Here is a 12,085-nt window from a genome sequence, read left to right as displayed (position 1 = left end):
TAACCTCCGAAGGTGCTACGTCGAAAGACACACATACGTGTGTACTTTTGGTCAGGCAAAAGTAGAAAGCCTTATACCACCTTACCAGTTAAGTATAAAACTTCCCCTTCGGTCACTGGAGACCCTCAGCAGTAAACAGTCGAAGTAGCAATGTCTTGCCAATATCACCTGCCGCACTTCACGTGGTTTCCAGCAACTCCGGTGCTATGTTGAAAGACGACACTACATACGCAGGCAACGCCCGCATCAGCCGCGCGTCTTTGCCTTTCATCCCCCCTTAGGAAAAGGGGGGTATGGGGGGATTTTGTTATTGTATCTTTCTCCTTTGTTGTCATTCCCGAATGCTTGTACCTGCCGCGGCGAAGCTTTAGCGAAGCCGGGTCGGGAATCCACTTCCGCCGGCAATCCATCAAGCGTTTTCGTCATATCGAACAACAATTTCAAGTGAGTGAGGAATCGAGAGCCCTTGACTGACTGCACCGAAGCTCATCCAGTACAGCGCCAACGCAAAAGGAATCAAAATATTCAGAATCTATCTTTTATTCTTTATTAAGTATCTCACAAGAGGGAGGGAAACATAACGGATTACAAAACAACAGGACGAATATGAAAGCAGCAGGTGTAATCACTGGAGAACGACCTTTCCGCCCAACCCTCAGACCACGCCTTCCTCGACGCCCACGATGGAGTAGAAGGAATCGCTTCCGAGCTTGAGCTCCCTCGCATCGACGAAATCGCTCACGACTTGATAAACGTCGGCCGACACTATCACCCTCCAGACGGGGGCGACGTTCGAGATCTTCCTCGCGGCCTCGGTTATGTCCTTTATGCCGTGCGGGACGCCTGTTTCGTCGTAGACGGAAACGGCCTTCATCGCTATGCCTATCTTGCCCGATATCGCCGTCTTCCCCTCTATCTTCCTCTCACGCGTAATGCTCGCCAGGAGCTGAAGCACCTCGACCGCCGCGCATATGGCCTTGAGCTCGGCGTTGTCCTGCTCCTCGGGGGCGTTGAAGAACGCTACGATCTCGTCCTTGAGGAGAGCCTCGATTACGCCGCCGTAGCCGGATATGATCGTCGAGGCGGCCTTTCTGTAATCGGCAAGGAAGGAGTTGAACTCCGCAGGGTCGAGGCTGGTCGAAAGGTCCTGAAAGTCCGCTATCTTGGCGACTATGACGATGACGTTCCTTTCCTTGACGGGGAAAATATCCTCTTCCTCCACGATGATGTTGGACGTGATGAGAGTCGGCTGGAACGGCGGCACGTCGTCTTCCTCTATTTCGAGGTCGTCCCTCTTCCGGAGCCTGTCGAGCATCTGGTTGAACGTCTCGTACGCCCTTATGACGGATACGTCGTCCACGGAATCGGGGTTGAGCCTGGTGGACAAATCGCCCCTCGTCACGCTCTTCATCGCGGCTATGAGCTTCTCCATGGAGTCGTTCTTGCCCGTCGAGAAGAAGGAGCCTATGAAAACGAAGAAAACGGTGAAAGCTATGCCGATCAGGGCGCTCCACATGATCGCCGACAGGGCGAGGCTCTGGTAGTCGTGCGGAGTCACCCCGAGGACTATCGTGTTATTGTCGGGCGTCCTGATGGGGAAAATTTCGGCGGTCTGGTTCTCGCCGTCGCCGTAGCTTTCGATGAGGATACCATCCGGGTTCGTGAGCTTTATATACAGAATGTCGCCGCGGGTATCCAGTATATCCTTGGCGGTATCCGAGAATCCCTTGTTCGACGAGCTGAAGAGCTGGGCCAATTCCTGCCCGCGCTGATCGTTGAGCGTGGACGTGAAGTAGTATGCGTTGAAGACCGAAACCAGAACCGCAACGAGGATTAGTATGACCGCCAGAATGATAGTATTTCCTGAATAGAAATTCCCGATCCTGGACTTTAATTCCATATATCTCGTTTCTCCGGTTGATTGGCGTAATGCACTTCGGAGGCCGAAATGCACAGGTCATGGCGATGAAAAATCGGCAAGCCTTAATTCATAATACTGGCTAAAATTTAACTAGTAAAGCCCGTTTTTTCACGCGACCTTAACAAAATTCCCGGGGGATTACCGATGGGTTTCAGCGCCGGGACGAATTACCGGCCCGCGCTGAGTCTCTGGGTGTTCCGGCATGGCCGGGCAGACACATACCCCCGGTGAAGGGACACCGGTCTCGGAGAGGCGGAACGCCCCCCTTCCTGAAACGGCCCGCTTATTCGGCGGACGCTTCCACGTTCACGCGCGTCCTGTTGTTCTTGCCGGTGTCGAACTTTATGACGCCGTCCTTGAGCGCGAAGAGCGTGTGATCGCGGCCAAGGCCCACGTTGAGCCCCGGGTGGTACTTCGTGCCGCGCTGCCTGACCAGGATGTTGCCGGCCTTGACGGTCTCGCCGCCGAACTTCTTCAGGCCGAGCCTCCTGCCTCTCGAATCTCTTCCGTTTCTACTGCTACCGCCGCCTTTTTTTGTAGACATTGCTTATTCCTCTTTAGTTTACTATGTCGGTTATCTCGACAGTGGTGAAAGTCTGGCGATGCCCGGTCTTCTTCCTGAAATTCTTCCTTCTCCTGAACTTGAAGACTATGAGCTTCTTGCCCTTCTTGTCGCCGACTATCTTCGCCTTTACGCTCGCGCCGTCGAGTACGGGCGCACCAACCTTTACACTGCCGCTTCCGTCCGATACCAGGAGGACGTCCTTGAACTCGACCTCATCGCCCGGGTTGCCGGCCAGATGGTCGATGGTTATAACGTCACCCTTCGATACGCTGTACTGCTTTCCGCCCGTTTTGATTACTGCCTGCATGTTGGTATACTCCTCCCGCTTCTGTGAAAGGGTAAAATTATTCATATTTATGGCGTGTTGTCAAATTTTCGAGTATCAGAGAAGCGGAATTCCAGGAAGTGTGAGCTTCTTCATGCGCGCTTTTGTTTTTACCGTGTATTCCTTTTCAGTGCTTCCTTCAACCGTGTATTCCATAGGGTTCATATTCTGAACGGGTGGGGGACGATTCCTTCACCCTTACGAGGAATTATTCTAACGGATACTGTCAAGGTGTAAGGATATGACCCCCACCCTGGAGATGCGGCAGTCGAGTGAATTTGCAATCAAGGGAACTGTGCTCGATATTGACATTAGCTCAGATTAAAAAGTCGTATTAAATCTTATTTTAGACTTAAAAAAAATCGTATTGACATTATTTCAGACTTAAAATAGAGTTGTCTTACCCTGGCATGGATTTTAAACGGTTTGTAGTCCAATTATTAGTTTGTTTGTAGTCCAATCATTAGTTTGGAGATCGAAAAAAACATGGTCACCACGAAGGACAATGGAGGCAGGGCATGATGAGACGGTGGAGAACAGTGTCGAAAGCCTGGGTCGTGCTGGTTGTCGGCACGCTGGCGTTTATAGCCTCCGCGTGTTCCTCTTCGGATTCAGATTCGTCGCAGGCGGTTTTTGAGCCCGGTCCGTGCCCGAGCAGTAAAGCTTCAATCCCCGAGCTTGAGAACGCACTCTGCGGCGTTCTCGTGGTACCGGAGAATCGCACCAAATCCAACGGACGCACGATCCGGCTCCCGGTTGCAATCATCCCGTCCGTCTCCCAGCCCCCGCAGGGCTCGCCCATCGTACACCTGACCGGGGGCCCCGGCGGCGATGCGCTTTCCGAGGCCCCGGTTCTCGTGGCCTCCGGGCTGAATCAGGATCGCGATCTGATCTTGATGGACCAGCGCGGGGATCTCGACACCGAGCCGGAACTGACTTGCCCCGAGGTCGACGAGTTCAGCATTGAAGTAATCGGTCTTCCCTACGGTGCCGACACGACCAGGGAGCTCCACGTGGCGGCGACGAAGCTCTGTCATGATCGTCTGGTGGCCGAGGGGATCGACCTCGGCGCCTACAACACGACCGAGAACGCCGCCGATTTCGCCGACCTCCGCAAGGTGCTCGGGATAGAAGAGTGGAACGTGTATGGATTCTCGTACGGGACCAATCTGGCGCTCACCCTGATGCGCGATCATCCCGAAGGTATCCGCAGCGTGATCATCGACTCCGTCGTGCCGCCGAGTGTTGCGAGCCTTGGTTGGACATGGACCAACGCCAATGAAGGCATCAACAACATATTTCGCGCGTGTACCGATCAGCCAGCCTGCAACGATAAGTACGGCGATTTGGCAGCCACGTTCGCGGGCCTGGTCCAGGAGCTCGAAGCCAATCCATTGATAACGACGGGAACGTATTCGCCCGAGGTTCCGCCTGTGACCGTGGTGCTCGACGGCGGGGCGCTGGTGAACTGGCTCGCCGCCATCCCGCAACCTCTTCTCGATGTTTCCTCGATTCCCGCCGCCATAGACGCGCTGGCCCATGGTAATCCGGCGCCGATTGCCAATTCGCGGTCTTTTTTTACGGACCCCGCAGGAATAGGCCTGTTCGGTCATGGTCTGGCCTTCGGAGTGTTCTGTAGTGAGTGGATCCCCTTCGAGCCCGAATCCCAGATCCTTGCGCAAGGGCGTCTCGCTTTTCCGACCTACCCCGACTCGGTCCTCTCTCAGTCGCCGCAACTGCCCTTCATGACCGAGGATTGCGCCGTCTGGAATGTTCCCAAAGCGCCTTCCTCCGCACGTGATATTACTGCGAGCGACATCCCGACGCTCATCATAACGGGTAGTTTCGACGGCAGAACGTCGCCGCAGTGGGGTGCGTATGCCGCCGAGACGCTGCCTAATTCGACGAACATCATCATTCCCGGGATCGGTCATTGGGTCACACCCCAGTCGGAATGCGCACAGATGGTCATCGCATCCTTCCTCGACACACCGGATGCGCCCGACACCGGCTGCGTGGCAGGACTGACACCGCCGCCATTTGACACAGAGGAGCTGACCCCATGAGTTTGAGACCGATCTGGAAGGCACAGGTAGCGGCGCTGGCGATTATTCTGGCGCTGGCATCTTTTGCATGCGAATCCGACTCGGACTCGGGGCTTCCGCCGGCCGAGTTCGAGCCCGGTGCGTGCCCGGAGAGCGTTGCGTCGCTTCCCACGTTTGCCGACGCGAGCTGCGGCTTTCTGGTGGTGCCGGAGAGCCGCACCAAATTCAATGGACGCAGGATCCGGCTCCCGGTTGCAATCATCCCGTCCGTCTCCCAGCCGCCCCCGGACGAGCCCATCGTTCACCTGACCGGCGGTCCGGGCGGCGATGCGCTTGCCGAGGCGGAGTTTCTCGTGCCTGCCGGGCTGAACCAACAGCGTGACCTGATCATCATGGCGCAGCGCGGAACGCTGGACACCGAGCCGGAGCTGACATGCCCGGAGATCGACCAATTCAATGCGCGGCTGGTCGGCCTCGTCTACGGCGCCGATTCAACCAAGGCGGAGCACCTGGCCGCGACGCGGGCTTGTCGTGATCGGCTGGTGGCCGAAGGGATCGATCTGAGCGCCTACAACACCACCGAAAATGCGGCCGACTTCGAGGACCTGCGCAAGGTGTTGGGGATCAAACAGTGGAGCCTGAACGGCTATTCCTACGGCACCTATCTGGCGCTTACGCTGATGCGCGATTACCCCGAGACCATCCGCAGCGTGATTATCGACTCCGTCGTGCCGCCCAGTGTGGCGAGCCTCGGTTGGACATGGACCAACCTTGGTGAAGCCTTTAACAACCTGTTTCGCGCATGTGCCGATCAGCCCGCCTGCAACAGCGAGTACGGCGATGTGGAGGCAACGTTCGCCGGCCAGGTCCAGCAGCTCGAGGCCAATCCGCTGACGACGACGGCGCAGTATGCCCCGGACGGCCCGCTGGTGACGGTGGTGCTCGACGGCGGGGCGCTGGTGAATTGGCTCGTCGCAGCCGGTCCGGCCTTTATCAATGTTCCGTCGGCCATACAAGAGCTGGTCGAGGGTGATCCGAAGCAGATTGCGGCCGGGCGCGCGGCACTCGCCAACCCGGCGGGTGAGGGCATATTCGGCTACGGCTTGACCTACGGCGTCTTCTGCAGCGAATGGATTCCCTTCGAGCCCCAATCCCAGATCCTTGTGCAAGGGCGTCTCGCTTTTCCGACCTACCCCGACTCGGTCCTGTCCCAAGCGCCGCAATTGCCTTTCGAGACCGAGGACTGTGCCATCTGGAACGTTCCAAGTGCGGATCCTTCTGTACGTGACGTCACGATCAGCAGCATTCCCACGCTCGTCATTTCGGGCAGCTTTGACGCTAAAACATCGCCGCAGTGGGCCGAGTACGCCGCCATGACGCTCGAAAACTCGACCAGGATCGTGATCCCGGGGATTGGGCATTGGGTCACACCCCAGTCGGAATGCGCACAGAGCGTGGTCAGGTCATTCCTCTCCAATCCGGACGTGCCCCCCGATACCGGCTGCGTCGCTGGGTTGACTCCGCCGCCGTTTCCCACGTCCGAATAATCGGATCCGGGGCCACCCATGAAAATGGCCGTCAGGCAGAAAATATATTTCTACTAAACTCCCCGGCAAAGGGATATTCAATTAGCGGATTAAAGGAGATTACTTATACGCGATAGCCGCGCTGCAGGGCCCGGCCAGAGGTATAACCTCGAACCGCCTGAACCCGGCCTCGCTGCACCATTCCTTAAAGTCGGCGCCGGTAAAATCGAAGGCGTCCCCGAATTCGATCAGCATGTTGAGCGACATCAGCATCCCGAACGTGTTCGTCCTCCGCTCGTCGTCGATTATATTCTCGACGGCCACTAAGGCGCCTCCTTCTGAAAGCGCGTCATAAGCGGCCCTGATGAGATGTTTTTTATTCTCGAGGTTCCAGTCGTGGAGTATCATCCCCATCGTTATGACGTCGGCTTTCGGGAGCGGGTCCTTAAAGAAATCGCCCGAGGCCGTGGAAACCCGGTCCGAAAGACCGGCGCGCTCTATGTGCCTCTTCGCTATCGGCTCGACCATCGGCAGATCGAAGGAGATGCTCTTGAGGCCGGGGTGCTTCCCGGCCGCCAGTATGGACAGAAGCCCGGTCGCCCCGCCTATGTCGCAGTGCGTCCGATATTTCGAAAAATCGAACTTCTCAGCCAGGGCATCGAAATTCCCCCGGGAGAGCCCGGCCATAGCATCCATGAACTGTTCGAGCCCGGCCTCGTCCCGGTAGAGCTCCTCGAAGATGGACGTGCCGCTGTGCCTGGTCTCGTTCTGGGGCTTTCCGGTCCTGAGGGCTTCGCCAAGCCCGTCCCAGTATTTAAAGAGGCGGACGTCCAGCATTTCGAGCATGCCGCCTATATAAAACCGGCTGTTCCTGTCGAGGAACCGTTGGGTCTCGACGGTATTCCTGTAAAGGGCTCCGTGGCCGTCGCCGTGACGCTCGAGGAAGTTCATCGAAACCAGGGCGTCGAGGAAATCCCAGACGCCCCTCGGGTGGAGAGACAGCTTTTCTCCTATCTCCTTCCCGGTCATTGCGCGGTCCCCGAGCTCGGTGAAGAGCCCGAACCTTACCGCGGTGAGAAGTACCTTCGATTCCCAGAAGCCGAACGCGATCTTCAGTATTGCGGACGGATCGATATTAGCAGTCATTTAAGACTCCTTCGGTCCCTGGGGTTGGTAAGGTCAGGGCGGCGGGCATGCCATATAGTATAGCCTAGCTCTCGAGCACGAGATTGAATACGGAAGAGTCGATATGCACCTTGTCCCGGAGCTTTTCGTGTACTGCTATGTATATCCTGTCGCCGTACCGCGAAAGGCGCTTGAAGAGCCTGTGGAGGTGGCGGTGGTGCTCGTCGTGGAACTCATCTATCTTCAAGGTGATGGACGAGGGGGTGTTCTTGAGCACGTTCTCGATGTGGGGCGCGACGTTCTCGAAGAAGTCCCCGTCGGGTTTCCGCTTTATGGATATGAGGAGGTTCGCCGCAGCGTTCTTGTACCTGTCGAACGACACCTCGACTATACCCTTGCTAAGATACTTCCCGAGAGACCTCTCGAACGATTCGAAATGGCTCCTCGCGAGGCTCTCCTCTCCTTCCTCGACGGTTATGAAATGCCGGTCGATGTAGTTACGCATCGATATTCCAATCGTCCAGTCCTGAATGACCAGCGGTATCAATTTCGGCCGGGTGAAGGGGAACGTCCTCAGCAGATGATAGACCCTCGCGGGTCCTCCGGGGAGTATACCCCGCAGCAAAAATCCCCTTAACGACCTCAGCTGGTCGGGGATGTCGTACGTGCTCCTGAAGAGTGGGTTTTTCATGTAGCGCGTTTTGTTGAGAATCCTGTCGGCAATGGTGCGGTCGTCGAGGAGCTTGTAATAAAGCTGCCTGTAGCCTTCGACCATGTCCTTGTAAGACATCCGCTTCGGGATGAGATTCGTCCCCAGCTTCGTGTTGTCCGTCCCGCTCGCTTCTTTTATAAGGCGTCCGTCCTTCTCGAGCCTTTCGTAAAGCGGGGTCTTTGGCACGGCGGTAAGGAGTCCAATCATCGCCGCCTGTATGCCGGAGTTCTGTATAAACCTGTACTGGAGGTCGAACGTCTTCACCGTGTCGTTGTCGAACCCTATGATAAACCCGGCGAGCACCTCTATGCCGTACGAATATATGTGCCTGATAGATGTCAATATGTCCGAGCGCATGTTCTGGAACTTGAGCGTTTCCTTCAGGCTCTCCTCGTCGGGCGATTCGATGCCTATGAACACCCACCCGAAATTGGCCTCGGTAAAGAGCTTAAGAAGCTCGTCGTCCTGCGCGAGGTTGAGCGACGCCTCCGTCCCGAAGAGGAAGTTGTAGTTGTGCTCCTTCTGGTAATCCCGGAGATAAGCCATCAGCTTCTTGGCGACGGGCTTGTTGCCGATGAGGTTGTCGTCCACGAAAAATACGTTCCTTATTCCGAGCCGCCTGAGCTCGTCGAGCTCGCGCCCCACCTGCTCCGTCGATTTCACCCTGGGCTTTCTTCCGAACATTACTATGATGTCGCAGAACTCGCACCTGTACGGGCAGCCGCGCGAAAACTGGAGGCTGACGGCCTGGTACCTGTCGAGCTTCAAGAGATCGAAGCGCGGGGTCGGCGAGTCTTCGAGCGATACTTCCTCCGTTTCCTTGTAGAGCTTCTTCGGCGCACCGTCTTCGAAGTCCCTGCAGAATTCCTTCCATATGTATTCCGCCTCGCCCGCCACGACGGTATCGGCCATGCCCTCGAAATACTCTGGGCAGAGTGACGCGTAGCTCCCGCCGGCGACGACGTAGTGCCCCTTACTCCTGTAGAATTTTAAAAGCTCGCTCTGTCTTTTGAACTGAACCCCCATGCCGCAGATTCCTATGAGGTCGGCCCTGGGGTTAAGGGGGATGGATTCGATGTTTTCGTCTACTATTTCGATTTCCCAGTCGGGCGGGCAAAGCGCGGCCAGCGTGGCGAGCCCGAGCGGAGGATTAATAGTCCTTATCCCCCTGGGCATTATGTTGTCGACAGCCCACTTAAAGCTCCAGAAGCTTTCCGGGAACCTGGGGTTGATAAGAAGAAGTTTCATCGGGTCCTCCCATCGTCTCCGCCCCGGCATGATTAGTCCGCCTGAGGGCGAGCCGCCTTTTATGCCTTTATATCGCTTAAGAATTATCCGGTATTTCCATTCTAGAATATTTTGGAATTTTAATCAAGAAAATTGTGTGTTGATAACTGCTTGGTGCTTCCGCTCAGGGCGTAAGCGGCTCGGGCGACACTATGAGCCCCGTGCCGTCGGCGTATATATACTCTCCGGGGTTAAACGTCACGCCCGCGAACGTGACGGGGATGCCCGTCTCGCCGGCCCCTTTCCTTTCCGTTTTCAGCGGTATGGATCCCAGGGCCAGCACGCCGAGGTCCGTCCGCATTATTTCTTCCACGTCCCTTATAGCGCCGTAGACGACGACGCCCGCCCAGCCGTTCCGGGCGGCGCTCGCGGCTATGAGGTTGCCGAGGAGGGCCTTCTTTAAAGAGCCGCCGCCGTCGACGACGAGCACCTTCCCCGCGCCGTCCCCGCCGGCAAGCTCCTTTACGAACGAGTTGTCCTCGAAGCATTTAACTGTGACTATGCTCCCCGAAAACGCGCCGCGGCCGCCGTAGCTTCTGAATACGGGCTCGGCGATTTTCACGAGGCCCGGGTATTTGTCGCAAAGGTCGGGTGTGGATATGTCCATTAGGGATAGGGATTTAACCGGATAAGGAGTCAAATATCAAGGGGAAATCAGGGGAGATTTTTCGGATAATCGAACGAAACGAGCTTCCCAGTTCCGTCGTCGGCCCCGGCCCAGCTTTCGGAGCGTATCTCTATTACGGCGACCCCGCACGTGGGGACATTGTCTATCCCCGCCCGCGTCAGGCGGTTCAGGAGGGCGGTAACGGCAGGGTTGTGCCCGACGACCATTACCTCCCAGAGACCGTCGTCGAACCCCCATACCACTCTCAAAAGCGCTTCTTCGTCGAACGTGTAAACCCTGTCGTCTATCCTGACCTCGAATTTCTTGAAGCCGAGCTCCTTCGCAATGCCCTCGGCCGTCTTCCTCGCCCTCCGCGCCGGGCTCGAAACTATCAACCCGGGCCGGACGCCCTTGTCCGAGAGGAACCTCCCCATGCGCGGGACGTCCTTCTTCCCCCTGTCGTTGAGCGGGCGGTCCCTGTCGCAGAGCCCGGGCTCGTCCCAGCTCGACTTCGCATGCCTTACGAGTATAAGGGTCTTCGGTTTCATTTCGTACCCCGCCCCCGCTACGACCAGGGCTCACGGTAATAATAAACGAAATTCGCGACGAGCGGCCTCTCCGTCCAGCCGAGCTTCTTGTAAAACCCCAGCTTGTAGGAAGCCTTCTCCTTTCCGTTCGTGACCATGAGCCTCATGCATCCCCTTTCCTTCCCCTCTTCTATCACCTGCTCTATGAGATTTGTCCCGACCCCCATGCCGCTCGTCTCGGGGCTGACGAACATGTCCGACACGTATCCTTCCCAGCTCCCCAGCATGACGAACGGGACCCAGTGGACGCACGTAAAGCCGAGGATCCTGTCGCTGCCGTCCACGGCTACCAGCATCGAATGCCCCTGGCTGTCGTTTATGCAGTGCTCTATTAACCCTTCTATGGGTTTTGAAACCTCTTCCAGCGGAAGGGAGTTCCGCCTCTCGGACCACCCGATCTCCCGCAGTATCTCCGCCATCCTGCCCGCGTCTTCTATCCTGGCTTTCCTGACCGACGTTTTCTGCATTCGCTTCTCCAGGTGTTTTTATAGATATCTTTGAATATATTATGAGGCCGTTGCGGTCTTATTCATAGCCTTTTTCGGTTCTCGCGCCTCGAGCCGCCGTCTTTCCCGTTTCCCTGGCACGAAAATTAAGCTTATTAACGGATAATTCGTGTGGTATTTTTTCATTTCCTGAAACTTTATGCCCTTTTAGGGCCTCTTAAAATCTAATATACTCCAAGGAGGCTATTCATCATGAAGCTTTTTAATGCAATCGCTTTCTCGATTCTCGCGGCTGCCGCACTCTGGATTTCCGGCGCTTCCCCGTCCGTCGCCGAGCCCGTCGAATACCAGATCGACCCGGCGCACACGCAGATAATGTTCAAGGTAAAGCACCTCGGCATCAGCACGGTTACCGGCAGGTTCGACAACTTCGAAGGTGCATACACGTTCGACCCCGAGAACCTCGCGAATTCCGGGGTGGTGGTCACGATAAAGGCCGCCAGCATCAATACGAACGAGGCCAAACGCGACAAGCACCTGAAATCGGAAGACTTTCTTAACGTCGAAAAGCACCCCGACATCACATTCGTAAGCAAGGGCGTGCTCAGGGACGACAAGGACGACCCTGACGATTACACCATCGTCGGCGACCTCACCATAAACGGCGTCACGAAGACTGTCGAGCTCGAGGCCGAGTACGGCGGCAAGACGACCGACCCGTGGGGCAACGAGCGCACGGCGTTCGAGGCCGAGGCCGAGATTTACAGGAAGGACTTCAATATTAACTGGAACAAGACGCTCGACTCGGGCGGGTTCGTGGTCGGCGACAAGGTGAAAATACTCCTCGAAGTAGAGGGCATTCACAAAAAGCAGTAACTAGGCTTGCGGCACGGGGAGAGGGCCCTGCCCCCTCCCCTTTTTCATAGACCTAACTTTTAT

11 protein-coding genes are annotated in these 12,085 nt (G+C 56.5%); 3 read left to right on the top strand and 8 right to left on the bottom strand.

Features of this window, described 5'->3' with window-relative positions:
* Positions 1 to 655 precede the first annotated feature (655 nt).
* The 3 genes from PKC29_12455 to rplU all read right to left on the bottom strand — a co-directional run bounded on the left by PKC29_12455 (position 656) and on the right by rplU (position 2,793).
* Positions 656 to 1,900: a hypothetical protein gene (locus PKC29_12455; protein HML96229.1), complete on the bottom strand. Its 1,245-nt coding sequence runs from the start codon at positions 1,898 to 1,900 to the stop codon at positions 656 to 658.
* Between the two features lie 304 nt (positions 1,901 to 2,204).
* Positions 2,205 to 2,465, bottom strand: a complete 261-nt coding sequence (rpmA, locus tag PKC29_12450) for a 50S ribosomal protein L27 (GenBank protein HML96228.1) — start codon at positions 2,463 to 2,465, stop codon at positions 2,205 to 2,207.
* Positions 2,466 to 2,478: 13 nt separating this feature from the next.
* Complete coding sequence (gene rplU / locus PKC29_12445) at positions 2,479 to 2,793, bottom strand: 50S ribosomal protein L21 (protein ID HML96227.1); 315 nt, start codon at positions 2,791 to 2,793, stop codon at positions 2,479 to 2,481.
* A 557-nt stretch (positions 2,794 to 3,350) separates the two neighbouring features.
* Between rplU and PKC29_12440 the strand changes: the two genes are divergently transcribed.
* Positions 3,351 to 4,877 (top strand): alpha/beta hydrolase, encoded by a 1,527-nt coding sequence (locus PKC29_12440; protein ID HML96226.1) that lies wholly within the window; start codon positions 3,351 to 3,353, stop codon positions 4,875 to 4,877.
* Positions 4,874 to 6,403: an alpha/beta hydrolase gene (locus PKC29_12435; protein ID HML96225.1), complete on the top strand. Its 1,530-nt coding sequence runs from the start codon at positions 4,874 to 4,876 to the stop codon at positions 6,401 to 6,403. The genes PKC29_12440 and PKC29_12435 overlap by 4 nt, the downstream gene beginning before the upstream one ends.
* A gap of 99 nt (positions 6,404 to 6,502) precedes the next feature.
* On the opposite strand, the gene PKC29_12430 is transcribed toward PKC29_12435, so the two are convergent.
* From PKC29_12430 to PKC29_12410, 5 genes are all read right to left on the bottom strand, one after another.
* A complete protein-coding gene (locus tag PKC29_12430; protein ID HML96224.1) occupies positions 6,503 to 7,528 on the bottom strand; it encodes a methyltransferase in 1,026 nt (341 codons plus the stop codon).
* A gap of 64 nt (positions 7,529 to 7,592) precedes the next feature.
* The gene (locus PKC29_12425) at positions 7,593 to 9,467 is read right to left on the bottom strand and encodes a radical SAM protein (protein HML96223.1); all 1,875 of its coding nucleotides are present in this window, start codon (positions 9,465 to 9,467) and stop codon (positions 7,593 to 7,595) included.
* A gap of 163 nt (positions 9,468 to 9,630) precedes the next feature.
* A complete protein-coding gene (gene rraA, locus PKC29_12420; protein HML96222.1) occupies positions 9,631 to 10,113 on the bottom strand; it encodes a ribonuclease E activity regulator RraA in 483 nt (160 codons plus the stop codon).
* 47 nt (positions 10,114 to 10,160) lie between these two features.
* The gene (locus PKC29_12415; GenBank protein HML96221.1) at positions 10,161 to 10,661 is read right to left on the bottom strand and encodes a histidine phosphatase family protein; all 501 of its coding nucleotides are present in this window, start codon (positions 10,659 to 10,661) and stop codon (positions 10,161 to 10,163) included.
* 17 nt (positions 10,662 to 10,678) lie between these two features.
* Positions 10,679 to 11,167, bottom strand: a complete 489-nt coding sequence (locus tag PKC29_12410; protein HML96220.1) for a GNAT family N-acetyltransferase — start codon at positions 11,165 to 11,167, stop codon at positions 10,679 to 10,681.
* Positions 11,168 to 11,398: 231 nt separating this feature from the next.
* Here PKC29_12410 and PKC29_12405 point away from each other — a divergent pair, with 231 nt between their 5' ends.
* The gene (locus tag PKC29_12405; GenBank protein ID HML96219.1) at positions 11,399 to 12,022 is read left to right on the top strand and encodes a YceI family protein; all 624 of its coding nucleotides are present in this window, start codon (positions 11,399 to 11,401) and stop codon (positions 12,020 to 12,022) included.
* Positions 12,023 to 12,085: the final 63 nt, after the last annotated feature.

Source organism: Thermodesulfobacteriota bacterium (genome assembly GCA_035325995.1).
Taxonomy (GTDB): Bacteria; Desulfobacterota_D; UBA1144; order Nemesobacterales; family UBA2774; genus JADLGH01.
Note: the sequence above shows the minus strand (reverse complement) of the source record. Positions and strands in the feature narration are given on the sequence as shown.

Coding starts and splice junctions, on each gene's coding strand:
- PKC29_12455 (HML96229.1), bottom strand. CDS start 1,900: ATGGAATTAAAGTCCAGGATCGGGAATTTCTATTCAGGAAATACTATC.
- rpmA (HML96228.1), bottom strand. CDS start 2,465: ATGTCTACAAAAAAAGGCGGCGGTAGCAGTAGAAACGGAAGAGATTCG.
- rplU (HML96227.1), bottom strand. CDS start 2,793: ATGCAGGCAGTAATCAAAACGGGCGGAAAGCAGTACAGCGTATCGAAG.
- PKC29_12435 (HML96225.1), top strand. CDS start 4,874: ATGAGTTTGAGACCGATCTGGAAGGCACAGGTAGCGGCGCTGGCGATT.
- PKC29_12430 (HML96224.1), bottom strand. CDS start 7,528: ATGACTGCTAATATCGATCCGTCCGCAATACTGAAGATCGCGTTCGGC.
- PKC29_12425 (HML96223.1), bottom strand. CDS start 9,467: ATGAAACTTCTTCTTATCAACCCCAGGTTCCCGGAAAGCTTCTGGAGC.
- rraA (HML96222.1), bottom strand. CDS start 10,113: ATGGACATATCCACACCCGACCTTTGCGACAAATACCCGGGCCTCGTG.
- PKC29_12415 (HML96221.1), bottom strand. CDS start 10,661: ATGAAACCGAAGACCCTTATACTCGTAAGGCATGCGAAGTCGAGCTGG.
- PKC29_12410 (HML96220.1), bottom strand. CDS start 11,167: ATGCAGAAAACGTCGGTCAGGAAAGCCAGGATAGAAGACGCGGGCAGG.
- PKC29_12405 (HML96219.1), top strand. CDS start 11,399: ATGAAGCTTTTTAATGCAATCGCTTTCTCGATTCTCGCGGCTGCCGCA.